The following is a 23,468-nucleotide window of genomic DNA, read 5'->3' as shown; positions in this document are numbered from 1 at the left end:
AGGAAAATGTCCAAATTGGACGGGAGGTAAAAATGACAATTACTTTAAAACCGGGTGAAGTTACCCTTGAACAAATTAGCGATATTTATTGGAATGGTACCAGCGTTAAACTTGATCGTAGTTTTGATGCAGCAATTGAAAAAGGCGCCGCACGCATTGCAGAAATTGCCCAAGGTAATGAGCCAGTTTATGGCATTAATACCGGCTTTGGCAAGCTTGCCTCCATCCGTATTGATGCAAGCGATGTTGCAACCTTGCAGCGCAATCTTATTCTTTCCCATTGCTGCGGCATGGGTGCGCCGTTAAGTCGTGACATTGTTCGCCTCATCATGGCATTAAAATTGGTGTCGCTTGGCCGTGGTGCTTCTGGTGTGCGTCTTGAGCTTGTCCGCCTCATTGAAGACATGCTGGAAAAAGATGTAACGCCGCTTATTCCTGAAAAAGGCTCAGTCGGCGCATCGGGTGATCTAGCGCCACTTGCCCATATGGCAGCGGTGATGATGGGCGAGGGCGAAGCTTTCTTTAAGGGCGAACGCATGAGCGGCGCCAAAGCCTTGGCACTTGCTGGTTTAAGACCAGTTATTTTGCAAGCGAAAGAAGGCTTGGCACTGATTAACGGTACGCAAACATCAACCGCACTTGCTATCGCTGGCCTGCTGCGTGCTTACCGCGCATCTTGCACCGCGCTAGTGACTGGTGCTTTATCAACTGATGCTGCTATGGGTTCATCTGCGCCATTCCATCCCGATATTCATACACTTCGCGGCCATTATGGCCAGATTGCCACGGCACGTACTGTGCGTGAATTGCTTATTGGTTCGCAAATTCGTGTTAGCCACTTGGAAAATGATGAGCGCGTGCAAGATCCTTATTGCATTCGCTGTCAGCCACAGGTTAATGGTGCGGCAGTTGATGTATTGCGCCACTGCGCTAATACTTTGGTTATTGAAGCCAATGCGGTTACCGATAATCCATTGGTGTTGAGCGATAATAGCGTTGTTTCAGGTGGTAATTTCCACGCCGAACCAGTGGCTTTTGCTGCCGACCAAATTGCATTGGCAGTTTGCGAAATTGGTGCCATTTCACAGCGGCGCATTGCCTTAATGGTTGACCCTGCGCTTTCCTTTGGCTTACCCGCCTTTTTGGCGGCAAAGCCGGGTTTAAATTCTGGTTTGATGATTGCCGAAGTAACATCAGCGGCATTAATGTCTGAAAATAAACAAATGGCCCATCCTGCTTGTGTTGACTCAACCCCAACATCAGCCAACCAAGAAGACCATGTGTCGATGGCTTGCCATGGCGCACGCCGTTTGCTTACCATGACTGAAAATCTGTTTTCAATCCTTGGTATTGAATTATTAATGGCAGCGCGCGGTGTTGAGTTTCGTGGCCCCTTAACCACTAGCCCACAATTGCAAAAAGCAATTGCGCATTTGCGCCAAAGTGTGACTTCGCTTGAGGTTGACCATTATATGGCACCAGACCTTGAAGAATGCCGCCGCATTGTTGCATCGGGTGAAGTGGTTGGCCTATTTGACCAAACAATATTCCCCATTTTAAAGGACTAAGTGCAATGGATGTCTTTGAAGTCAAACAAGGCACATCACCGCTTATTTTGGCCTTTCCTCATACAGGTACTTTTGTGCCCGATGATATTGCCGCCAATTTAAACGATACCGGCCGCTTGCTTACCGATACCGACTGGCACATTCATCATTTATATGATGGGTTGGTGGATAATGCCACCACTGTTCGTGCGTTATTTCATCGCTATTGCATAGATGCAAATCGTGATCCTTTGGGCGTTAGCCTTTACCCTGGGCAAAATACCACAAGTCTTGTGCCATTAACCGATTTTGATGGCAAAGATATTTGGACAAATGCCCCCGATATGGAAGAAGTGGAAAGGCGCAAGCAATTGTTCCATACGCCTTATCATAATGCCTTAGCTGATGAGATTGCACGGGTAAAAGCCATTCATGGCTATGCAATCCTATATGATTGCCATTCCATCCGCTCGCATATTCCATTCTTGTTTGATGGCATTTTGCCAGATTTCAATGTCGGCACCAATGAGGGGCAAACCACTACAGCTAAAATGGAACAAGCGGTGATGGATGTGCTTAAAACTGCAAGCAACTATAGCCATGTGTTAAACGGGCGCTTTAAAGGCGGCTGGACCACGCGCCATTATGGCAAGCCGCAAGACAAGGTGTTTGCCATTCAAATGGAGCTTGCCCAAAGCACCCATTTGCAACAGGAAACATTGCCCTTTGCCTATGATGAAACCAAGGCAAAAGCATTACGTACGCCGCTAAAAGCAGTGCTAGAAGCGGTGATTGCCAGTTGTGCCTAATTTGTTGCGCTTAAAGTACATCAGGCGGAAGCATTTGAATTTAAGTTTGTAAATTAAACCCATTATCTTATACTTTTGGAGGAGTAAAAATGACCAGCAATCCACGTCATAATATCCGCGAAATCCGCGCCCCACATGGTAGTGAAATCAGCGCAAAAAGCTGGCTAACTGAAGCGCCATTACGCATGTTGATGAATAATCTTGATCCTGATGTTGCTGAAAACCCCAATGAATTAGTGGTTTATGGCGGTATTGGTCGTGCTGCTCGCACATGGGCAGATTATGACAAGATTGTTGAAACTTTGCGCAGCTTAAATGATGATGAAACTTTGCTAGTGCAATCAGGTAAGCCAGTTGGTGTTTTCCGCACCCATAAGGACGCGCCGCGCGTTTTAATCGCCAATTCTAACCTTGTGCCCCATTGGGCTAATTGGCAGCATTTTAACGAGCTAGACCGCAAGGGCCTGATGATGTATGGCCAGATGACGGCAGGCTCATGGATCTATATCGGCTCGCAAGGTATTGTGCAGGGCACTTATGAAACCTTTGTTGAAGCTGGCCGCCAACATTATAATGGCGACTTAAAAGGCAAATGGGTGCTAACGGGCGGTCTTGGTGGCATGGGCGGCGCGCAGCCCTTGGCAGCGGTTATGGCAGGGGCTTCATGCCTTGCTATTGAATGTAATCCAGATAGCATTGATTTCCGTCTTCGCACCCGCTATGTCGATGCAAAGGCTGAAACCCTTGATGAAGCCATGGCCATGATTGATAAATGGACAAAGGCAGGCGAAGCAAAATCCGTGGCGCTGCTTGGCAATGCGGCTGAAATTTTGCCAGAAATGGTCAAGCGCGGCATCCGTCCCGATATGGTAACCGACCAAACCTCCGCCCATGACCCAATTAATGGCTATTTGCCCATTGGTTGGACAATGGCGCAGTGGAAAGAAAAGCGCGAAAGCGCACCACAGGAAGTCGAAAAAGCCGCCCGCGCTTCCATGAAAGTGCATGTTGCAGCCATGCTGGATTTCTACCATGCCGGTATCCCAACTTTTGACTATGGCAATAATATCCGCCAAGTTGCCAAGGATGAAGGGCTTGAAAACGCTTTTGATTTTCCCGGCTTCGTGCCTGCCTATATCCGCCCATTATTCTGCCGTGGCATTGGGCCATTCCGTTGGGCTGCGCTCTCAGGCGATCCAGAAGATATTTACAAAACCGATCAAAAGGTCAAGGAATTATTGCCAGACCATAAAGAGCTGCATAACTGGCTTGATATGGCACGCGAGCGCATCTCCTTCCAAGGCTTGCCTGCCCGTATTTGCTGGGTGGGTCTTGGTGACCGTCATCGCCTTGGTCTTGCCTTTAATGAAATGGTTAAAAATGGCGAATTGTCAGCCCCAATCGTTATTGGCCGTGACCATTTGGATTCAGGCTCAGTCGCATCACCTAACCGCGAAACCGAAAGTATGAAAGACGGATCAGATGCGGTATCCGATTGGCCATTGCTAAACGCATTGCTTAACACGGCATCAGGTGCAACATGGGTATCCTTGCATCATGGCGGCGGCGTTGGCATGGGCTTTAGCCAACATTCGGGCATGGTTATTTGTGCGGACGGCACGGATGACGCAAAACGCCGTATTGAGCGCGTTTTATGGAATGACCCTGCAACAGGCGTTATGCGCCATGCCGATGCTGGTTATGACATTGCAATTGAATGCGCCGGCGAACACAACCTTCGCTTGCCATCAATTTTGGATAACTAGAGTAAAATCCTCCCAAGGAGAAAAGCCCCAAGGCGCAAACCTTGGGGCTTTTCGTTATTTTAGTTTTTTTATATCAAAATTAAAATCTAATTTTTGTTTAAACCAACCACTACGTTCTACTAACCCATACAATTCTTCTTTTTCAAAGCCAATTTTGTTGAAAATTACTAACCTAAAGCAACATTCTAATTTAATCATCAAATTAACGAAGTCTGAACTATTTTTTAATTTGCTTATAGTATGACCATGGGTATAAATATTCCTTATCCTAAAGATCACCCTTAAAAAGGTCTCAAGCGCTTCTTCATTTTGCCATTCGCGTGTTGTTCCATACAATAATTTGGTTAAAATATATTTGGGCGGCAAGCCCATGACATTGCCTAATTTGGAGGATAATAAATCCTGTTCTTTTGCATTAAGGAAAGGTAAAAGACGTTTTTTTAAGGCATCCAGCTCACTCTTTTGGGCATCTTTTTCTTTCTGCAAGGCTTTATCTGTTTTAAGGGTATAGTTTGCGAGGACTTCAAAAGCTTGCATTAATTTCAAAAATTTACTAGCCAATTTATCATATTTAGTTTCTTTGTTTGATATGAATAAATCTATAGCATAACCTATATCATCGCAAATTTTAAACCACTTTTGTAGGCGCGTAACTATAGTCTTTTCTACATTGCTATATACAAATAATAATTTTTGGCGAGGATATGTAACTTTATCATTGGATGTAGACGGTGTTACATAATAAATATTAAGTGCATTTAAATGGTTTTTATTTTTTCCAACTATATTATACGCACTTGCTTTTCTATTACACACCACTGAAAAAAAGAGGCCTAAATTGTAAGTAAAACGACGAAAAAATTGCCAGTCTTGCGGCTGTTTGGTTTTGATCGTAATAAAGCTGTGTTGAGTGGGTTTCGAAGTTTTGGCGTTGTCATTTAATTCAAAATAGGTGATTATTTCAATATCTGCACCATTATGACTGCCGAGTTGAATAGTATATTGTTTTCCATATTCGCGTTTATTGTCTATCAAATTGTACTTATACAACCAATCGTTAAGTCCAATCATTTGAAAAACATATTTATCAAACGAAATTGGACTTTCTTTACCAAAAAGACTGCCTAGAAATGCAAATAGGGGGAGGAACTTAGTTTCACAATTGTTTTCATTATCGTTTACGGTACTTACATACATGCAATTTCGCAGCGTTACAAATCGGCTATTCTCCAACTGACCATGTATATACTCTAAGTCCCTAGGAAACAGATCTGCGAAAAGGCTATCTGCATCTATATTGTGATAAAGTTCAAGCCGAATATTTCCACCATCTTCAATAATAAGGCGACCGATGACACCATCTTCTTCGCTGTGTTCTGGCAACCAAAATTTGCCCATCACATCAATTGGTTGATCTAGCCGCATATATTCCCCCTCACATTTGCTAGTCAGATAGCGTTCACTCTATGTTCTCATAAATTTAAGTGTTTGTAAAGGTTAAAGCAAATGGCTTGTATTGTTAATCCAATTGATTATGCTAAAGTCATTGTAAACAATGGTTCGCTTATTGATGAATATTATAAATCTTGATTTTTTTATTTCAACCAATCAATTGCTTGACTATGATTGTATTTACCAACACGATAATAGCGTGATCGAATTTGACTTGGTTGATGATAAGATAGCGATAACCAAGAAATATAATCCAATATTTTTAAGTGATTGTCTTTTCGCGTCTGTCACGCCATTAAAAATTATTGAAGCAGAACAATATAGGGTTTATCTGGGGCAGGGTGATGGGCACGGATCAAGCGGATTTATTGTCCTTTGCGAAGATGATGTTTTAAAATGGTTTTTATTTTGTAATACTTCCAATCCATTTGAAGACGCAATGTTAGTCGGCGATTTTGTTTTATGCCACACAAATAATGGTAAGACATGGAAAATTAATATTAAAAGTCCTGAGAAAATACAAATAGGCGATTAGCATTTACGTATAGTCTTATTTGCAGCAGATAGGTGATATATTTTTTCATAATGAGTTTTCAAACATACCAAATGCGTTTTAAAATACTAGAGCGCATTTCGATTTGATTGGATCAGATTAGCGCTCTAATCCATTGTTTACACCGCGTTTTTGTCCGAAAACCGCGTCACACTTTTCAAAAAAGCTTTAAAAGATCCTGAGTGGGGATTTTTAAATATAGCCTGCTGTTTTACCTATAAAATCTTTGTGTTTTGGCAATCGCTTGACTTTAAACTGGCTTTCCATCTTTATAAGGTGAAAAGCTAAGTGCAAATAAAAGCAAATCCACCCTTTACCAAAATGCCTTGATATTGTGGGAGAACCCTATGGCCAAGCCGCAAATTTCTACCCTTGATAAATCGCATTGCCAGCCGCAAGATGGCTTACCCACACCGCAAATTTATTGGGCATGGGCGACGCTGATGATTGGCCTTATGCTTGCCGTACTTGATGGCACTATTGCCAATGTTGCTTTGCCAACCATTGCCAGCGATTTTGCGGCTGGGCCTGCTGCCTCCATCTGGATTGTTAATGGGTATCAGCTTGCCATTGTTATCACCATTTTGCCGTTTGCGGCCTTGGGCGAGATTTACGGCTATCGACGTATTTACCTTATAGGCGTTGCCGTGTTTACGCTTGCGTCTATCGCTTGTGTTTTTTCGCGTTCGCTTGAAATGCTTACTCTTTCACGCATTATTCAAGGCTTTGGAGCCGCTGGATTGATGAGTGTTAATACTGCGCTTTTAAGATTTTGTGTGCCGCAAGCAAAATTTGGTACTGCCATTGGTTTAAACGCGTTTGTCGTCGCGCTTTCTTCCACTATTGGTCCAAGTCTTGCGGGCGTAGTTTTACAATATTTAAGCTGGCCTTGGCTATTTTTCATCAATGTACCGCTTGGCATTTTAACCATTGCCATGGGTGTAAAAACTTTGCCGTTTAATGCGCTATCGCCGCGAAAATTTGACTATTTAAGTGCTGTTTTAACCGCCATTGTTTTTGGTCTTACAATTATCACTATCGATAATGCTGGTTCTCATATGTCGGTGCCGCTTTTATTGATGCAAGTCATAATTATCATGACTGTAGCTATTTGGCTTATTCGTAGGTCGCTGCAAAAAAGTGACCCACTTTTACCTTTGGATTTATTGGCCATTCCAGTGTTTAGCCTTTCGCTTTGCACCTCAATCATGTCGTTTTTGGCGCAGATGATGGCACTTTTATCACTGCCATTTTTATTGCAGGTGGTTTATGGCTATAAGCCGATTGAAGTGGGTTTTTTGATGATGCCTTGGCCTATTGCCCTTGCAATCATTGCGCCAATTTCTGGCAAATTATCGGATCAATATTCGCCTGCCATTTTAGGGTTTATTGGTCTTGTTGTTTTAGCCATTGGTTTGTTGCTGATAGGTTTTTTACCAACCGAGCCAAGCATCATTGATATTTGTTGGCGGTTAGCTATTTGCGGCATTGGTTTTGGCCTATTTCAAGCACCTAATAACCGTCTCATCATTACATCAGCACCAAAGCCGCGAAGCGGAGCAGCAAGCGGTATGCTTGGTACGGCGCGTTTGCTTGGCCAATCGCTTGGTGCTGCATCGGTTGCATTGTTTTTAGCAATTTCAGGTGTAGATAATATTGCAAATATTATGTTTATCGCGGCTGGCTTTGCTGCAGTTGCTGCCTTAATTAGTATTTCGCGCCGATAAAAATAAAAAAGCCGCTATTTTATTGCGGCTTTTGTTTAATCCATCAGCAACTTATCATCGTCAAGTGCTTCACCGCGCACTTTGGCAAACATATCTAGCAAATCGGGTACATCTAAGCCTTGGCGTTCTTCATGGGCAACGTCAAGAATAATTTTACCACCATGCAACATTAAAGTACGGTTGCCATAATCAAGTGCTTGGCGCATAGAGTGGGTCACCATCAAGGTGGTCAACTTATTTTCGCTCACAATACGGTCGGTAAGTTTCATCACAAATTCTGCCATGCCCGGGTCAAGCGCGGCAGTATGCTCATCAAGCAATAATATATCGGCTCTGGCCAAGGTTGCCATAATCAACGATACTGCTTGGCGTTGCCCACCAGAAAGCATATCCATGCGGTTATGAATACGGTCTTCAAGTCCAAGACCAAGGGCTGCAATGCGATCACGAAATTCTTTATGACGTTCTTTACCAATTGCCGATTTTAACCCGCGTTTTTCACCACGTTTAGCCGCAAGTGCTAAATTTTCTTCAATAGTAAGCGAGCCACAGCTACCAGCTAGCGGATCTTGGAAAACACGAGCAATCTGGTTAGCACGTTTTGCCGTTGGCTTTTTTGTAACATCACTATCATTAATCATTACTTTGCCATTGGTTGGCAAAATATCGCCTGCCAAAACTCCAAGCATAGTGGATTTACCCGCACCATTGGAGCCAATAACAGTGACAAAACTGCCGCGCTCTATTTCAAGATTAATATCAATGAGGGCGCGTTTTTCAAGTGGAGTGTTTTTCTTAAAGACAACATCAATATGAGAAAGCTTAATCATATTTTTTTTGCTCCCAAATATTTAGGCACAATAAGAAAGAGAGCCACAATAGTTGCGGTTACCAATTGCATATCTTTTGATGGGTCTACGCCCAAAATACCGCCCAAAGCTAAAAAGACAGCAATACGATAAAGCACTGAACCAATAATACAGGATATTAAAATAACAAGCAGATTGCGAGTTTGAAATAATGCTTCTCCAATAATGACCGCTGCAAGACCAAAAACAATGGTTCCTATACCGCCGGTAATATCCATACCGTGATTAACCTGCGCAAAAAGGGCGCCACCAATTGCCACTAAGCCATTTGATAAAGCAAGACCGAGATAGACCTGAAACGAGGTATTAATGCCCTGTGCACTTGCCATTTTTTTGTTAATACCGGTTGCGCGAATAGCAAGCCCGGTTTCACTTGCAAGAAACCGCCAAAAAATCAAAGCCGTAATGAAAACTAATATGCCAATGACAATAATACGCATATAAAATGGTTTTAGGCCAAATAGTCCTTCAAATGGCGTAAAAATTGAAGGCGCGTTACCAACTTGTAAATTGCCGCCTCCCATAACATGCAAATTTATCGAATAAAGGGCTGTCATAACCAAAATGGAAGCAAGAAGATTCAAAATATCAAATTGCAAATTAAGCAATGCTGTTACAAGTCCTGCTAGACTTCCGGCAGCAAAAGCCGCTACCATAGCAAGCCAAGGGTTAAACCCAGCGACAACCAATGCAACATAAACCGCACCACCAAGCACAAAGCTACCATCTACGGTAAGATCTGGAAAATCTAGAACCCTAAAAGACAAGTAAACACCAATACCAACAAAGGCTAGTATGAAGCCCATCTCTACGGCGCCCGTAAAGGCAAACATGCTCATGGTCCAACCTTTCTGTTCTTCTCGATATATATTGTTTTAAGCATTACTTGTATTCTCAATAGCGTCCTTGTTTATATCAATTCAAACGGATTTCAACATTTATCGAAAAATGTCAATGTTTAAGCGCATTTTTATAGGGTATTGGCTAAAATTTGATTGGTTTTCAAGCACATTTTTGAAAATCATGCATTAAGAGCTATATGGAATCAAGCTCTTGCTAATATTCATAATATAAAATTGGGAGGACTATTTCCTTAATTGATACTTTAAACGGGTAGGGGCTGCTGTAATCATTAATCAACCAAAATCTCAATATAAAAAAAGCCCCTTTTACGTTAAATAAAAGGGGCTTTTTGATTAGTTCCTATTTAATTATTTCTTTAATTTCAGTGTGATGGGGGTCTTTAATTGGACGAGCAAACATCACTGATACAAATGAGATTATCGCACAGAAAATGATATAGAAGGCAACGGCAAACCATGCACCATTAAATTTATAAAGCAACATGGTTGCAATAAAGGGTGCTGTACCACCAGCAAAGGCGGCACCAATTTGGTAGCCAAGAGTAATACCTGTATAGCGCACCCGTGCTGAGAATATTTCAGACATTAAAGTACCAAGGGTTGCAGTAAGCGGCGCCCATACGATACCTGCACCAATAATTGTTGCGGCAAAAACACCGGTAATTGTGCGTGTATCAAGGATCATAAAATATGGGAATGCAAAGGCTGCCATAAGAACACAGCCAAAAAGAAATACTTTTTTACGGCCAAATATATCCGACATCAGCCCCATAAGAGGGATAAAGAGGATTGTTACAATAGATGCAACAGTCACCGAATTAATTGCGTAAAACTTTTCAATATCTAATTGGTTGGTTGCATAGCTGATAATAAAGGTGGTGAAAAGATAAAATGGTGCGGTCTCAACTACTTTTGCACCAGTCGCGATTAACACTTCGCGCCAATGGTCACGGAATGTATCAACAATCGGCACAGAGGCAATTTTACCAGCCTTTTGGGTTTCACGGAAAGCAGGTGTTTCATCAACACCCTTACGGATCCAAAGTCCAACAAAAACCAGCAAAATACTACCAATGAAAGGAAGACGCCAGCCCCAGCTCATAAATTGTTCTTGTGGCAAAAGGCTAACCAAAGACAAAGCACCCGTTGCAAGCACGAGACCGAGCGGCACGCCAAGCTGAGGCACAGAACCAAAAAGACCTTTACGATTTGAAGGAGCATACTCAAAAGCAAGCAATAATGCGCCACCCCATTCCCCTGAAATGCCTAGACCTTGAATAAGACGTAAAACAATGAGCAATACAGCCGCCCAAACGCCTATTTGGTCATAGGTTGGCAAGATACCGATACCAAAGGTTGAAATACCCATAAGCGATAGAGTGAGAACGAGGGTTTTTTTACGGCCAATCTTATCACCAATATGGGAGAAGATGAAACCGCCAAGCGGCCGGACAAAGAAGGTTAGCGAAAAGGTAAGATAAGCGAGCATTTGCCCGACAATCGGGTCAAACTCTGGAAAGAAGAGTTTGTTGAAAACCAAAGCTGCCATAGTGGCATAAAGGAAATAGTCAAACCATTCGATGGCGCTGCCGATAAGACTTGCGGCAAGAACGCGCTTGTTCATCACTTCTGAACGCGTGGGTGCTGTCATTTAAAGTTCCATTTGTTTCGTTAATCATTTTTTGGCAAACTAGAGGAACTTTGCCAACTTGCAAAGCAAAATTCGAATAAAATATGACTAAAAAGTGATAGAAATCCTGAAATAAGGCAGCTTGCCTTACTTTTGCCAAAATTTTTTAAATTTACGGGTCATAAATTCTCTTTATACATCAATTCATGCCATTGATGAGTGGCGACTACATTTAGTTTTTTAAAGAATCACGGAATATTACAAATTCTTTCATTGGTAATATGAGCAAGCACTAAAGAATTAACCCAGCAATTGGTTTGATAGCTAAATATTGCAAAATTAAGCTTAAAATATTTAGCCGCATAACTAATAATAAAATCATTTTTATCAAATTTTACTAAATCATCGCTTTTGATGATATTATTTATATATCTGATTTATGAAATTCTTCACCCTCGCACATAAAAAGCTTGTCAGTGTTTATTAAACATTGAATTTTTCAACATCAAACAACGTTTTTTAAAATAAAGCCCCCGAAAGGGCTTTGCTAAAATTAGAAGCAAATAGGAGATTTTGAATGAATTTTATGGATGATATAAATTGCGGTGATGAAATTCTTGTTTATCTAAAATACAAAAACTCATATATATTAATGCATGGGCCTAAAGACTTTTGGTATATGGACTATAGCATTTGGAACCGCAATGCAGATGATAAACATATCATAACTGAATTCTCGTTTCGATTTGGAATTAAAATATTAAATGAAGATAATTTAAATGTGTTCTTAAAATATGCTTCAAGTTATATAATTGATGATAAGACAAAATTGAAATTAAAAAAATTAGAAAAAGAAATTAATAGTTTAAATGATTTTTATTCTTTTTTACCCTCTTTGTTAATCGATTTTGATCAAAAATATTTATATTCTTATTATCGTGATATGATTTCTTTTGAAAACTATGTCCCAGAAACATGGACAGGTTTATATGAAGAATTTTATGATTTAATTCCTGATAAAGAAAAATATTGGACCTTAGAAGAACTAACTTTTTTTGAAACAAAAGCAGATTGAAATATTCAGGCCTTGTCGTAAATATTTTTCGTAATGTGCGTTAATGTTAAAAATATAAAACCTTGAGAGTTATCTACCTCTTGGGCCTGCCTATTATAGGGATATATAGTGGCTCAAAAGATTAAAAAATAAATTATTTTAAAATCAAAAAGTAATTGCTCAAGGAATGCTTTTAAAGCCAATTTTACGAGTTAGGCACTTTGACGCAAGGATCATTATTCAGGTGACAGCCAAGTATCTCAATATGGTTTAAGCCATAGGGATATTGAGGAGTTGTTATTTGCGCGGTATCAAGGTTAAAGGGTTAGATTTGGGGAAATATCTCTATCGAGCAATTGATAAACACGGCGTTTAAGGCGTAAATGCGTCAAATTTAAACATTGCGAAAAGGTCAAGTAGTTTGCTGCCTTGATAAAAACCTGTAAAATATTGCCGCCTTTCGCAGATGTTAATATTTGCTGCTAGTTTGCATTGGGTGTAAATTCTGCAATAATACTATGGCGATCACCCGGATAGGTTAACTCCACAAAGGTGACAACACCAATATTATTTTTGGTAAAACGCTCAACGCAAAGACAAGCGCTATGTTCGCCAATATTGAGGATTTTAGCGGTTGCAGCATTAATATTGCGCGCTTTAATTTCATTATGGGCGCTGCTCCACGGCACTTGGTCCACCAACCAATTACCTGGCGCTATGGTTGAAAAATCGGCGTCTTTGGCTTCAGGAACGCTTGTAAGGTTGATTAAACGCCGCTCCAAACAAAAAGGGTGATGATTACCAAAATGCAAACAGCTAATGTCGCGCACCAAGCTTTCACTGCCGATATCAAGATGCAATCTATCATGTGCATCAGCTTGGCGAATAGTGTCAGAGATGATTTTAAAGCTATAGCTAAGATTAAGGCTTTCAATCTCCATTGAAATCTCATTAATCGGTAAAACAGCAGCATGGCTTTGTGGCATACGGACAAAGCTACCCTTTTTGCGCCGCCGTTCAATCATACCTGCAGCCACTAACTGCATCATCACCTTATTGACAGTCATACGCGAAACACCATAATGTTCAGCCATATCAACCTCAAAAGGTAGTTGAAAGCCAGGGCTCCATTTTCCCGTCAATATCTTGTCGCTAATATCATTCAGGATCTGCTGATGTCTGGTTTCATTTGAGTGTTTTGTCATCTCACTTCATTCGCTTTTAAAAGTTCCCCAAACTTATATAATAGGGTGTCAGTGCCCTTTTTGCCAATATTTTTGTCATATTTGGAAAAAATGCTTTAATTTTGTGCAAGTTTTTGAAATATAATCAATCAAAATTTGGGGGAGGGGTAAAATAGAAACGCTTTTGCTATGATATTGCCAAGTTAGCCGCATATCAAAAGCTCAATTTCACTTATTACCTGCATGAAATGTCGATATCAAAACTTATCTGCCATGGAATAATCAATATTCGCATTGAATTATCAAAGCTGTTAGTTTTAAACACATATTTATACAATAATTTTGACGTATTTAAATTATAAATAAACATAGTGAGCCAATTATATAATATTTTCACAATGGGTTCATTTAAAAAGGCAGTAAAATCAGGACTATAAAATATAAGATTAAATTAGATTAATTAAAATGAACAAACAAAGGGATTACTTCTATGAAGATGAGAGCAATAACTCTAATTTTAATTTCATTAATGAGTATAACCGGTGTTCATGCCCGCACAGTCTTTATGCAAGAATTTGTTTGCCCAATAGGAGGGCAAAAATTTTCCACACAAATGGACGGCAGTGGCACATCTTTTGGGCAAATGCTAGATTTTAAGCCGATTGGTCCAATTCCAGCGCCTTGGACGCTCGCTGTTTGTCCCGATAATCAATTCGTAATCTTTAAAGACGATTTCACTGAAGAAGAATTAAAAATTTTAACGCCTTATGTTGAAAGTGCCGAATATAAAAAAATAATCAATACACCAACCTATTATAGAGCTGCACAATTGCAAAGAGTGCTTAAAGAACCAACAGGCGACATTGCAACGACTTTACTGCAAGCTACTTGGCAATCTCCAACCGTGCCGTATCAGAAGGAAGCACTTGCTGAGTATAATAAATATATTGATGAGCTTGCACAAAACCAAAGCACTGCTCAATTATTTGAAAATGCACGATGGGTTAATGCCAATTTAATTGCGCTTGAGCTTGAGCGCCGCACGGGTCAATTTGATGCTGCCAAACAACGTTTGAACGCATTATCAATTAGCAATGGTTTCAAAGAGGATGACCAATTTATTAAACAGATTTTGACTTTACAAAAAAAACTTATTGATCAAAAAGATCAAAACGGACATCGAGTAACTGATGAAAGCGAATAAATTTAAAAAACCAAAATGAAATGGGGCGGTTTTGATGAACTATGCGGATTTAACCCCTTATGAAATTCCGGTAAAAGAAAATTTCAAATTACTTAATATTGGACGTTTTGATAAAACCGTGCCTTTTACTCAAGGTAAAACATCGCAAGAATTTAAAGAAAAATTGGCAATGCTTATACAAGGAAAAATTGCCAATGTTAATATTATTAGCAATAGGATACGCGGGTATTATTATTGCCCGTGTTGTCCACGCCTTGTTGATCCACCATGGATCGAGCTTTACTATTTTAACGAGATGTTACTTAACCATTTGGAATTAATCATTCCATCAGCCAAAGATGATAGGTGCTTTTATTTCACCTATGGTACCATTCATCATTTGGTTGATTGCCATGATTATTTACCGCCAACCGATTTTATTGAAGCTGTATTAAAACTAAATAGCAGTACAGCTTTCGATGCTGAATCAATTTATGGGGCATAAATCGGTCATTGATTGACCAATTATTCCCTAATATTTGCAAGGACCGCGTAAATGCCCACCAATTTTACTAAGCTTATTGGTCAACATGTTACGCCAATATTTCCATTTGGCTTCATCGGACGACCTTGGGATAATTTTTATTGCTTAGAAAAATATTTTATTGAAACTATTGATGAAGAAAAATGGCACTGCTTTGATCTTGGCGATGTGTTAATATTTGTTGATTTTAAGTGTGATTTTTTAATGATTGATGATAATTTATTTATTATTACCGACCGCTTTTTTGTGAAAATGCGTGAAAAAATACAACATTTTTCGCGCGGTGCAATAGGGCTTATTGGTGCGCCGGCAAGGGTAGAGCGGGACATGGGTGATATTGTCTATGCGATGAATGGTGCAATCAAACAAAGTGCAAAGTTAAAGAAATGAGCGCGCAAAACCTTGTTATTGAGCTTGATTTACGCGATGTCGATACAGCGCAAAAGCTTTATACAGCACTTAATAACGCCTTTGGCTTTTTTAGTGGCTTTGGTAATAACGGCAATGCAGTGTTAGACTGTCTGTCATCTATTTATTATGGTGAACAAAGCCTTTGCCAAGTAACCAATAATTGCGATAGCGAAACGATTTTGGAATTTGTTTTCTATACTGAAAACAAAAATATTATCCTACATCTGCTCGACCTAATTACTGGCATTAATCAGCGTTTAACAAATATTGGGCTTCAGGGGCGCTATTGCCTTCGTCCAATTTTACCTATTCGCAATCTTTAATTATGAGATTGAATAATCGTTTCACTTTACAATAAGGCAATCACATAAGATATCTTATGGAACTTTTTTTAATCGTAGAATTTTTGTCGATTGCAAATTTGAACCTTTTTTGTGGCTCGGATAGATTTCCCTCAATCGTTCAAGTTAGAATTAACCAAGCCTAAATACAACGACTTTCATTATACAATATTATTATATGTAATTAACATGGCATGAATCTCTAAAATGTGCATCACGTGGAAAGTTTTTATTACCATGAAAACCAAAATCCTCTAATTCAAGCTTATATGTTTTTTTTGAAATCCAACATTTCATGATAATCATCAAAATAGTCTCTTACGAAAAATGGTTCTGTTTCTGGTGCTTCGTCAATCATAACGTCATAGTCATCATAGTCTTTATTCCACACCACAAAAGCCATCACTGTATATATCCAATAAAGGTCATCTCGTAATGGGCGACCAATTTTTTCTATTTGAAGTTGCAAATCCGAATGTTCAAATATATCATTTCTAATCTTCCATTCAATATCATCATGAGTACAAGATCGAGCATAAAAAATAATCCATTGTTTAGTTTTACCATCTGGTGAATTAATATAGCAATAACGCTCATCACTTAAATATATTGGCCAAGGGTTATCAGGTTTTTTTATACATTTATAATATCCTTATTTGCCAATTTGCCTTAACGTGAAATAAAAAATGTAAGACAAATCAATTTTTTTACGCCTATTTATTAACGAAACCAAGGGGCTAGCAAAATGAATTAGCGATTGACAATACGCGCCGGCAAAAGCGCGACAAGGCAAAAGACAAAGCGCATAGATGCAAAGCAGAATTAAATAATCAATGCCATCAAGCATCCACGCCTTGAAAACTATGAAGTATTTTGCGCAGCTATATAGCCCTAATCAGCGGCTAATTTATAACATTTCACAGCTTCATTTTTACGCGCTGTAATGCCTATTCCATTATAAAAAATACCACTTAAATTTTAGTTTTAACATCAAACAATAGCTAGATTTTTAATAAAATATCGATCATGGTAATTTTATTAAAAAATATATCATTCAATACAAATATTTAGGATATTTAATACTATATATAGGCTATTTTAAAAAATACATTCCACATTTTCAATACAACAATAATTTACAAAAAATACCGCCTTAGGGAATAAAATTACCAAAAAAATGTCTAACCCTTTAACGAGGCTAATTAAATCAATGCATTCGATATGATGATCATCGTTGGGGCATTATAGTAAGGCTGCAGTAATGAATGAAGACATGATAGGCATAATCGAACCGCATATTCCCGCGATGCGCCGATATGCCCGCGCTTTAATGCGTAATAAGGAAAGCGCAGATGATTTGGTGCAAGATTGTCTTGAACGCGCAATAGACCGCTGGCACCAACGCCAAAGTGATAAAAGTGCACGCGCTTGGTTATTTACTATTTTGCATAATCTTGCCATCACGCGGTTACAGCGCGTGCAAAACCAGCCCCATCTAATCGAATTAGATGAAGCAAATAGTGCAAGTTATGCGGCAGCCCAAGAAAATGATCTTTATTATAAGGATGTTATGGCAGCGATTGACCAACTAACCGCTGAACATAAAACACTTTTATTATTAGTGGCGGTTGAAGGCTTTTCTTATAGTGAAGTGGCGCAAATGCAGCAAATTCCACTTGGCACGGTAATGTCGCGCTTATCACGGGCGCGCATTCAATTGCATAAAATATTAACCGCTCCCAAAAGCACTCTTCAAAACAGCATAAAAGATGATGCGAACAGCCATTTGCGGAGAATAAAATGACAGATCGCCCCACAACTCCAATCACTGAAGATGATCTGCAAGCCTTTATTGACAACCGCCTTGATAGCGTGCGGCAAGCCGAAGTTACTGACTATTTGGCTAAACACAGCGACATGGCTGATAATATTGCCCATTTTTGCCAAGAAGCGGCAGCGCTGCGCCAAGCCCTTGCCCCAATTATTGATGAGCCAATCCCATGCGCTCTTAATTTGCGCACGCTTATTGAAGAAAGAGCAAAGTATAATCATAAAGGCGTAAAAAAAATAAAATCCACTTGGTGGAAATTACCCGATTGGAGCGGATATTGGTCTAAAATTGCGGCGGCAACATTTTTTATTGCTATAGGCTCTCTTTCTGGTTGGACCATGCGTGGTATGGAGATGGCCAATAAAAGTGATCTTCCAAATTTAAGCCGCATGGCCGCCGTGAGCTATAATATTTTTGCCCCCGAAAAAACCACTTTTGGCACCATAAATGCAGCACAAAAGCAAGAGCTTATCAGCCTTGTTAGCAATACAACCGGCCATCCTTTTAATATTCCCGATTTAACTGGCACTGGTTATGATTTTATTGGTGGGCAAATGGTGCCAACTGTGCAAGGTGCTGCGGTTTTGTTTATGTATAGCAATAAAAATGGTAATCGCTTAGCCATTTTAACCCGGCCGATGCCGCGCGAAAAAGTTGGCAATATGGAGGCAGTTAGCATGGATAATATTCATGGCTTCATGTGGGCTGATGCAGGGCTTGGTTATAGCGTGGTTAGTGAATTAAATCCGCAAATATTGCACCCCTTGGCTAATGAGGTGCGCCGACAAATTCGTCAAAATATTTAATTTAACCTTATTCTTAGCAATATTTATATAGGCCTATAGCGAGACGCTATCGCCCTTTTTAAGTTTTCCACATTAGGCAAGCTATGATTAGTCATTGATTTTAAAAAATTATTCTCATTTTTGCCACAATTTTTGAAGCGCGCATTATTGCTTTTAAATTTATTTTAAAACGAAATCGTAAAAAACTTGCGCCTTTTTAATTATGTATATACATTAAACGCAAGGGAGACTGAATATATATCTTGATAAGGCGTAACAAACTGTAATCCTTGTTATAAGACATGTTCAACTTGATTGAGGGATTGTTTCATTATTTTGTTGATCTTGTATCAATAATGACTAGGGTTTAAAGACTGCGTCAAACCGTCAACGGATAAATACACAAGCGCACTAGCGTTTTAAATAAATTTGATTAAAAAGCTAAGGGCAAAGGCGGCAAGATATGCGGAAGTCTTGAGTCACACGGCTCATTTCCCATTCATGTTTATTGATTTATCAAGGAGGAGGACGAGATGAGCGATCATGGTTTAAAAAAAGGCCTGTCACGGCGCCACATACTTTTCATTGCCCTAGGCTCGGCAATTGGTACGGGGTTGTTTTACGGATCGGCAAAAGCCATTAACCTTGCCGGCCCTAGTGTTTTATTTGCTTATATTATTTCAGGTCTTATTGCTTTTATGGTTATGCGCGCCCTTGGCGAAATGGTTATGCGCAAACCGCAACCTGGTTCTTTTGGCCGCTATGCAGCCAATTATATTTCCCCTTGGGCAGGCTTTGTTACCGGTTGGACTTATATTTTTGAAATGGCGCTTGTATGCCTTGCTGATATTACCGCTTTTGCTACCTATATGGCTTTTTGGTACCCTGATGTGTCACCTTGGCTTTGGACACTTGGCGTCACTTTGATTATTTGCGGTTTAAATCTTACCTCAGTTAAATTATTTGGTGAGCTAGAGTTTTGGCTTTCATTTATTAAAGTTGCAGCTATTGTTGCAATGATTATTGGTGGTATTGCAATTATTCTTTTTGGTTTTTCAACCACAAGTGGACAACCAACAGGTATTCATAATCTTTGGTCTCATGGCGGTTGGTTTCCAAATGGTTGGTTTGGCTTTTTAGCAGCATTTAGCGTTGTGGTTTTTGCTTTTGGTGGAATTGAAATTATTGGCCTTACCGCAGCAGAAGCACAAGATGCTGATAAGAATATTCCAAAAGCCATTAATGCTATTCCATTTCGCATTTTGCTTTTCTATGTTATGACTTTGGCCGTATTAATGTCAATTTATCCTTGGGATCAAATTGGTTTAGGCGGCAGTCCATTTACATTAATTTTTGAAAGCCTAGGCGTAAGCTATGCAGCTAATATATTGAATATTGTTGTGGTAACTGCTGCAATTTCAGCGATTAATAGCGATCTTTATGGAGCAGGTCGTATGATGCATGGCCTTGCCGAAGAAGGCCACGCGCTAAAACATTTGCGCCATGTTGCACCAAATGGTGTGCCAGTACTATCAATTGGCGTGATGTTTATTGTGTTAATTGCCGGTGTTGTTCTTAATTATTTCTTCCATGATGATTTGTTCTTTTTAATTGCGGCTATGGCAACTTTTGCAACGGTTTTTGTCTGGTTAATGATCCTTTTATCACAATTCTTCATGCGTATGAAAATGACCAAGGAAGAAGCTGCTGCGCTTAAATATCCAATTCCTTTCTGGCCAATTGGTCCAGTTGTCGCCATCTTATTCATGGTATTTATCATTGTCTTATTAGGCGTGGTGGAAAGTACTAGGGCTGCGCTTTGGGTCGGTCTTATCTGGCTTGCTTGGCTTACCATTTGCTATTTGGCAATTAAATATCTTGATAAGGATGGACGTTTTGTCCTTAAAAAAGAAGATTAATGGATAGCTTTTAAAAAATAAAAAATCCCGATCTGAAATTGTCAGATCGGGATTTTATTTAAAATTTTAAGGTATCACTTTAAAACGTGCCGCTTTATAATTTAACCACTTTCTATAAAGTGGGCCTCAAACCAGTATTTAAAATTAAACTCAATCACAAAATATGCTGATAATTTTATCAAAAAGCTACCCTCACCCTTCGCTTCTCGCTTCAGCGATAAGCAAATAATATCTAAAATTCTCCGCTTCAAATTTTAAAAAATTGTTTCTGCGGGTCTAATTGTATCCAAAATATTTATTAAAGCTCACTTTTTATTTTTAAAATACCATCAATTGCCAAAATAACGCCAATGACCATTAAATTTTTTTAATGGGGAATAAAACCGTGCGTCAATAGTCTTACTATCATATGAAACAGCCAAATTAATTATAGGCAATCCTAAACATTTAGGAAAAGCCCTATTAAAAGGAAAAGTCTATGATCAACCGACGTGGTTTTTTATTAAGCGGGGCTATTGGTGCAGGGACACTTGGTCTTGCATGGCAAGTAAATCGTTCGGCCAATGCGGCATCACAAGGTGCCGCCGCCTTCCCCGTGTCATTGAGTGATGATGAGTGGAAAAAACGTCTTAATGATCGCCAATATCAAATATTACGGCAACACGGCACTGAGCGTCCTTATTCTAGCCCATTAAATGACGAGCACCGCCGTGGCACTTTTGCTTGTGCAGGATGTGCAAGTGATCTTTTTGCGTCAAGCACCAAATTTGATAGTGGTACTGGTTGGCCAAGCTTTTGGGCGCCACTTAAAAATGCGGTTGGTGAAACACAAGACACATCTTATGGCATGGTGCGCGTTGAAGTACATTGCGCGCAATGTGGTGGCCATTTAGGCCATGTTTTTAATGATGGGCCAAAGCCGACCGGTTTGCGCTATTGCATGAATGGCGATGCTATGACCTTTAAAGCAATATGATCTAATTAATACGCGATTGGTTTTGCAATTTTGTTGAAAGCCTACACGCGACATAAACAGGGATGCAATCATAACTGTTTTAACTTATAGAATTGAGATAAATATGCTGATATTTGTAATTGCCTATCTTGGCGGCGTTTTAACCGTCATCAGCCCATGCATATTGCCGGTTTTGCCCTTCGTATTTACGCGCACCGGTCAGCCTTTCATGCGCTCTGGCTTGCCAATGTTACTTGGCATGGCAATAAGCTTTGCAATTGTTGCATCACTCGCGGCAGTTGCGGGTGGCTGGGTAGTTGCAGCCAATCAATATGGGCGTTTATTTGCACTCATCCTGTTAGCCCTTTTTGCGATAACGCTGCTTTTTCCAAGCCTTGCAACTAAATTTGCCGCGCCCTTTGTGGCGCTTGGCAACCGCCTTTCCAATGATGTAGACAATAATGCAAAAAAAGGTAATATTTGGGGCTCCGCGCTTTTGGGTGTGGCAACTGGGCTTTTATGGGCGCCTTGTGCGGGCCCTATACTTGGGCTTATCCTTACCGGTGCGGCGATTAATGGCCCCAATGCCAATACGTCTATTTTGCTGCTTGCCTATGCTTTAGGGGCAATTACATCGCTTGCAGTTATTTTATTAGTGGGTGGCCGTTTGGTTAGCTTATTAAAACGTTCATTTGGCGTTACCGATTGGGCGCGGCGCGGCCTTGGCATTGTGGTATTATTGGCCGTGGGAGCAATTGCTAGCGGCCTTGATACTGGCTATTTAACCCAAGTGTCAACCGCTAGCACCAATGCGCTTGAGCAAAATTTGATGTCACGTTTTGCCAACAATAATAAAACCCCCGATAATAATGCGCCCAATAATGATGGTGCTAGCAATGCCATGATGGCGGCAAATCCGGCAATGATGAGCGCAAATGGCGCAGTAGATAATGCTGGTAACAATGCAATGTCGGGCAGCAATGCAATGATGGCCGGCAATAATTCCATGATGATGAGTGGCAATCGTGAGCAAAGTGCCACGCCGCAATTACCGATTGAAGGCGCAGCCCCCGATTTTACCGGCGCTACCGAGTGGCTAAATTCACCGCCGCTTGACCTTGCTAGCCTTAAAGGCAAAGTGGTATTGATGGATTTTTGGACCTATTCTTGCATTAATTGCTTGCGAACCATTCCCTATGTTCGTGCTTGGGCAGAAAAATATAAGGATCAGGGTTTAGTTGTTATTGGCGTTCACTCCCCTGAATTTGCTTTTGAGCGTGATGTCAATAACGTCAAAAACGCTGCGCAAAAATTAAATGTCACTTATCCGGTGGCGGTTGATAATAGCTATGCCATTTGGCGCGCTTATAAAAATCAATATTGGCCTGCCCATTATTTCATTGATGCTAAGGGGCAAATTCGCCACCATCATTTTGGTGAAGGCGATTATGAACAATCCGAGCGCGTTATTCAAAGCCTATTAGCTGAAGCTGGACACACAAATATTGACAAAAATGTTGTTGATGTAAAGGCAACCGGCGAAGAAGCCGCACCTGACCTAGCCAATGTACTTTCGCCCGAAACCTATATTGGTTTTGAGCGGGCGGAAAATTTTGTTTCCCCTGATGGCATGGTCGAAAATGCGCCTAAAGATTATAGCGATGGCGATCCACGCCTTAATGAATGGGGCTTAAACGGCAATTGGACGATTGGCAAAGAAAATGCCACTTTAAACAGTGAAAAAGGCAGCATTGTTTTTCGGTTCCATGCCCGTGATTTACACCTTGTGCTTGGTCCTAAAGAACAAGGTAAAACCATTGCTTTTAAGGTAAAAATCGACGGTAAAGCGCCAGAAAATGCCCATGGTAGCGATGTTAATGAAAATGGCGAAGGCGTTGTCAAAGAACAAAGACTTTATCAACTTATCCGCCAAAAAGAAGGCGCAGGTGATGAAGATCATCTCTTTGAAATTGAATTCATGCAACCGGGCATTGAGGCCTATGCCTTTACCTTTGGCTAATAAAAACCCCTGCGTAAATATGCGG

General features: G+C 40.2%; 21 protein-coding genes and 1 pseudogene. 16 read left to right on the top strand and 6 right to left on the bottom strand.

Annotation, left to right across the window (positions count from 1 at the left end; translation table 11 throughout):
- The first annotated feature begins 32 nt into the window (after positions 1-32).
- From hutH to hutU, 3 genes are all read left to right on the top strand, one after another.
- Positions 33-1,568: a histidine ammonia-lyase gene (gene hutH, locus N6A79_RS14925; protein ID WP_263499928.1), complete on the top strand. Its 1,536-nt coding sequence runs from the start codon at positions 33-35 to the stop codon at positions 1,566-1,568.
- A gap of 5 nt (positions 1,569-1,573) precedes the next feature.
- Positions 1,574-2,356: an N-formylglutamate deformylase gene (gene hutG / locus N6A79_RS14920; protein ID WP_263499927.1), complete on the top strand. Its 783-nt coding sequence runs from the start codon at positions 1,574-1,576 to the stop codon at positions 2,354-2,356.
- Positions 2,357-2,445: 89 nt separating this feature from the next.
- Positions 2,446-4,122 carry a urocanate hydratase gene (hutU, locus tag N6A79_RS14915; RefSeq protein ID WP_263499926.1) on the top strand — a complete coding sequence of 559 codons (1,677 nt, stop codon included), beginning with the start codon at positions 2,446-2,448 and terminating at the stop codon, positions 4,120-4,122.
- 54 nt (positions 4,123-4,176) lie between these two features.
- Here the strand turns inward: hutU and N6A79_RS14910 are convergent, their stop codons facing one another.
- Entirely contained in the window at positions 4,177-5,547 is a 1,371-nt protein-coding gene (locus N6A79_RS14910) for a HEPN domain-containing protein (protein WP_263499925.1), read from the bottom strand.
- Positions 5,548-5,692: 145 nt separating this feature from the next.
- On the opposite strand from N6A79_RS14910, the gene N6A79_RS14905 reads away from it, so the two are divergent.
- On the top strand, positions 5,693-6,109 hold the full coding sequence (locus N6A79_RS14905) for a hypothetical protein (protein ID WP_268547676.1): 417 nt from the start codon (positions 5,693-5,695) through the stop codon (positions 6,107-6,109).
- Positions 6,110-6,474: 365 nt separating this feature from the next.
- The gene (locus N6A79_RS14900; RefSeq protein ID WP_263499923.1) at positions 6,475-7,854 is read left to right on the top strand and encodes an MFS transporter; all 1,380 of its coding nucleotides are present in this window, start codon (positions 6,475-6,477) and stop codon (positions 7,852-7,854) included.
- 35 nt (positions 7,855-7,889) lie between these two features.
- On the opposite strand, the gene N6A79_RS14895 is transcribed toward N6A79_RS14900, so the two are convergent.
- From N6A79_RS14895 to N6A79_RS14885, 3 genes are all read right to left on the bottom strand, one after another.
- Complete coding sequence (locus N6A79_RS14895; RefSeq protein ID WP_263499922.1) at positions 7,890-8,684, bottom strand: ABC transporter ATP-binding protein; 795 nt, start codon at positions 8,682-8,684, stop codon at positions 7,890-7,892.
- Positions 8,681-9,562: an ABC transporter permease gene (locus tag N6A79_RS14890; RefSeq protein WP_182419940.1), complete on the bottom strand. Its 882-nt coding sequence runs from the start codon at positions 9,560-9,562 to the stop codon at positions 8,681-8,683. The genes N6A79_RS14895 and N6A79_RS14890 overlap by 4 nt, the downstream gene beginning before the upstream one ends.
- Before the next feature lie 364 nt (positions 9,563-9,926).
- Positions 9,927-11,237: an MFS transporter gene (locus N6A79_RS14885; RefSeq protein WP_182419939.1), complete on the bottom strand. Its 1,311-nt coding sequence runs from the start codon at positions 11,235-11,237 to the stop codon at positions 9,927-9,929.
- Between the two features lie 556 nt (positions 11,238-11,793).
- On the opposite strand from N6A79_RS14885, the gene N6A79_RS14880 reads away from it, so the two are divergent.
- Complete coding sequence (locus tag N6A79_RS14880; protein ID WP_263499921.1) at positions 11,794-12,291, top strand: hypothetical protein; 498 nt, start codon at positions 11,794-11,796, stop codon at positions 12,289-12,291.
- Positions 12,292-12,457: 166 nt separating this feature from the next.
- A pseudogene (locus N6A79_RS15930) lies at positions 12,458-12,640 on the top strand (hypothetical protein); the annotation flags it as partial.
- Positions 12,641-12,752: 112 nt separating this feature from the next.
- Here the strand turns inward: N6A79_RS15930 and N6A79_RS14875 are convergent.
- Positions 12,753-13,475 carry a GntR family transcriptional regulator gene (locus tag N6A79_RS14875; protein WP_263499920.1) on the bottom strand — a complete coding sequence of 241 codons (723 nt, stop codon included), beginning with the start codon at positions 13,473-13,475 and terminating at the stop codon, positions 12,753-12,755.
- Positions 13,476-13,944: 469 nt separating this feature from the next.
- Here N6A79_RS14875 and N6A79_RS14870 point away from each other — a divergent pair, with 469 nt between their 5' ends.
- Genes N6A79_RS14870 through N6A79_RS14855 form a run of 4 tightly spaced genes read left to right on the top strand, consistent with a single transcriptional unit; the run spans position 13,945 to position 15,915 of the window.
- Positions 13,945-14,658 carry a hypothetical protein gene (locus N6A79_RS14870; RefSeq protein ID WP_263499919.1) on the top strand — a complete coding sequence of 238 codons (714 nt, stop codon included), beginning with the start codon at positions 13,945-13,947 and terminating at the stop codon, positions 14,656-14,658.
- A 34-nt stretch (positions 14,659-14,692) separates the two neighbouring features.
- Complete coding sequence (locus tag N6A79_RS14865; RefSeq protein ID WP_263499918.1) at positions 14,693-15,142, top strand: DUF7919 family protein; 450 nt, start codon at positions 14,693-14,695, stop codon at positions 15,140-15,142.
- 51 nt (positions 15,143-15,193) lie between these two features.
- Positions 15,194-15,571, top strand: coding sequence for a hypothetical protein (locus tag N6A79_RS14860; protein WP_263499917.1), 378 nt, complete (start codon positions 15,194-15,196; stop codon positions 15,569-15,571).
- Positions 15,568-15,915 (top strand): barstar family protein, encoded by a 348-nt coding sequence (locus tag N6A79_RS14855; RefSeq protein WP_263499916.1) that lies wholly within the window; start codon positions 15,568-15,570, stop codon positions 15,913-15,915. Before N6A79_RS14860 ends, N6A79_RS14855 begins: the two co-directional genes overlap by 4 nt.
- 283 nt (positions 15,916-16,198) lie before the next feature.
- Here the strand turns inward: N6A79_RS14855 and N6A79_RS14850 are convergent, their stop codons facing one another.
- Positions 16,199-16,402 carry a hypothetical protein gene (locus tag N6A79_RS14850; protein ID WP_268547675.1) on the bottom strand — a complete coding sequence of 68 codons (204 nt, stop codon included), beginning with the start codon at positions 16,400-16,402 and terminating at the stop codon, positions 16,199-16,201.
- Between the two features lie 792 nt (positions 16,403-17,194).
- Here N6A79_RS14850 and N6A79_RS14845 point away from each other — a divergent pair.
- The 5 genes from N6A79_RS14845 to N6A79_RS14825 all read left to right on the top strand — a co-directional run bounded on the left by N6A79_RS14845 (position 17,195) and on the right by N6A79_RS14825 (position 23,443).
- Entirely contained in the window at positions 17,195-17,737 is a 543-nt protein-coding gene (locus N6A79_RS14845) for an RNA polymerase sigma factor (protein WP_263499915.1), read from the top strand.
- Positions 17,734-18,570: an anti-sigma factor family protein gene (locus N6A79_RS14840; RefSeq protein WP_263499914.1), complete on the top strand. Its 837-nt coding sequence runs from the start codon at positions 17,734-17,736 to the stop codon at positions 18,568-18,570. Before N6A79_RS14845 ends, N6A79_RS14840 begins: the two co-directional genes overlap by 4 nt.
- Before the next feature lie 512 nt (positions 18,571-19,082).
- Positions 19,083-20,468 carry an amino acid permease gene (locus tag N6A79_RS14835; RefSeq protein WP_263499913.1) on the top strand — a complete coding sequence of 462 codons (1,386 nt, stop codon included), beginning with the start codon at positions 19,083-19,085 and terminating at the stop codon, positions 20,466-20,468.
- A gap of 478 nt (positions 20,469-20,946) precedes the next feature.
- Complete coding sequence (gene msrB / locus N6A79_RS14830) at positions 20,947-21,444, top strand: peptide-methionine (R)-S-oxide reductase MsrB (protein ID WP_263499912.1); 498 nt, start codon at positions 20,947-20,949, stop codon at positions 21,442-21,444.
- A 103-nt stretch (positions 21,445-21,547) separates the two neighbouring features.
- Positions 21,548-23,443, top strand: coding sequence for a cytochrome c biogenesis protein DipZ (locus tag N6A79_RS14825; RefSeq protein ID WP_263499911.1), 1,896 nt, complete (start codon positions 21,548-21,550; stop codon positions 23,441-23,443).
- The last annotated feature ends 25 nt before the right edge of the window (positions 23,444-23,468 follow it).

The organism is Bartonella sp. HY761, assembly GCF_026743145.1.
Taxonomy (GTDB): Bacteria; Pseudomonadota; Alphaproteobacteria; order Rhizobiales; family Rhizobiaceae; genus HY038.
This window is presented reverse-complemented; position numbering and strand designations above follow the sequence as displayed.

Excerpts from the sequence above, each read along its gene's own strand:
- hutH (WP_263499928.1), top strand. The coding sequence starts at position 33 with ATGACAATTACTTTAAAACCGGGTGAAGTTACCCTTGAACAAATTAGC.
- hutG (WP_263499927.1), top strand. The coding sequence starts at position 1,574 with ATGGATGTCTTTGAAGTCAAACAAGGCACATCACCGCTTATTTTGGCC.
- hutU (WP_263499926.1), top strand. The coding sequence starts at position 2,446 with ATGACCAGCAATCCACGTCATAATATCCGCGAAATCCGCGCCCCACAT.
- N6A79_RS14910 (WP_263499925.1), bottom strand. The coding sequence starts at position 5,547 with ATGCGGCTAGATCAACCAATTGATGTGATGGGCAAATTTTGGTTGCCA.
- N6A79_RS14905 (WP_268547676.1), top strand. The coding sequence starts at position 5,693 with ATGAATATTATAAATCTTGATTTTTTTATTTCAACCAATCAATTGCTT.
- N6A79_RS14900 (WP_263499923.1), top strand. The coding sequence starts at position 6,475 with ATGGCCAAGCCGCAAATTTCTACCCTTGATAAATCGCATTGCCAGCCG.
- N6A79_RS14895 (WP_263499922.1), bottom strand. The coding sequence starts at position 8,684 with ATGATTAAGCTTTCTCATATTGATGTTGTCTTTAAGAAAAACACTCCA.
- N6A79_RS14890 (WP_182419940.1), bottom strand. The coding sequence starts at position 9,562 with ATGAGCATGTTTGCCTTTACGGGCGCCGTAGAGATGGGCTTCATACTA.
- N6A79_RS14885 (WP_182419939.1), bottom strand. The coding sequence starts at position 11,237 with ATGACAGCACCCACGCGTTCAGAAGTGATGAACAAGCGCGTTCTTGCC.
- N6A79_RS14880 (WP_263499921.1), top strand. The coding sequence starts at position 11,794 with ATGAATTTTATGGATGATATAAATTGCGGTGATGAAATTCTTGTTTAT.
- N6A79_RS14875 (WP_263499920.1), bottom strand. The coding sequence starts at position 13,475 with ATGACAAAACACTCAAATGAAACCAGACATCAGCAGATCCTGAATGAT.
- N6A79_RS14870 (WP_263499919.1), top strand. The coding sequence starts at position 13,945 with ATGAAGATGAGAGCAATAACTCTAATTTTAATTTCATTAATGAGTATA.
- N6A79_RS14865 (WP_263499918.1), top strand. The coding sequence starts at position 14,693 with ATGAACTATGCGGATTTAACCCCTTATGAAATTCCGGTAAAAGAAAAT.
- N6A79_RS14860 (WP_263499917.1), top strand. The coding sequence starts at position 15,194 with ATGCCCACCAATTTTACTAAGCTTATTGGTCAACATGTTACGCCAATA.
- N6A79_RS14855 (WP_263499916.1), top strand. The coding sequence starts at position 15,568 with ATGAGCGCGCAAAACCTTGTTATTGAGCTTGATTTACGCGATGTCGAT.
- N6A79_RS14845 (WP_263499915.1), top strand. The coding sequence starts at position 17,195 with ATGAATGAAGACATGATAGGCATAATCGAACCGCATATTCCCGCGATG.
- N6A79_RS14840 (WP_263499914.1), top strand. The coding sequence starts at position 17,734 with ATGACAGATCGCCCCACAACTCCAATCACTGAAGATGATCTGCAAGCC.
- N6A79_RS14835 (WP_263499913.1), top strand. The coding sequence starts at position 19,083 with ATGAGCGATCATGGTTTAAAAAAAGGCCTGTCACGGCGCCACATACTT.
- msrB (WP_263499912.1), top strand. The coding sequence starts at position 20,947 with ATGATCAACCGACGTGGTTTTTTATTAAGCGGGGCTATTGGTGCAGGG.
- N6A79_RS14825 (WP_263499911.1), top strand. The coding sequence starts at position 21,548 with ATGCTGATATTTGTAATTGCCTATCTTGGCGGCGTTTTAACCGTCATC.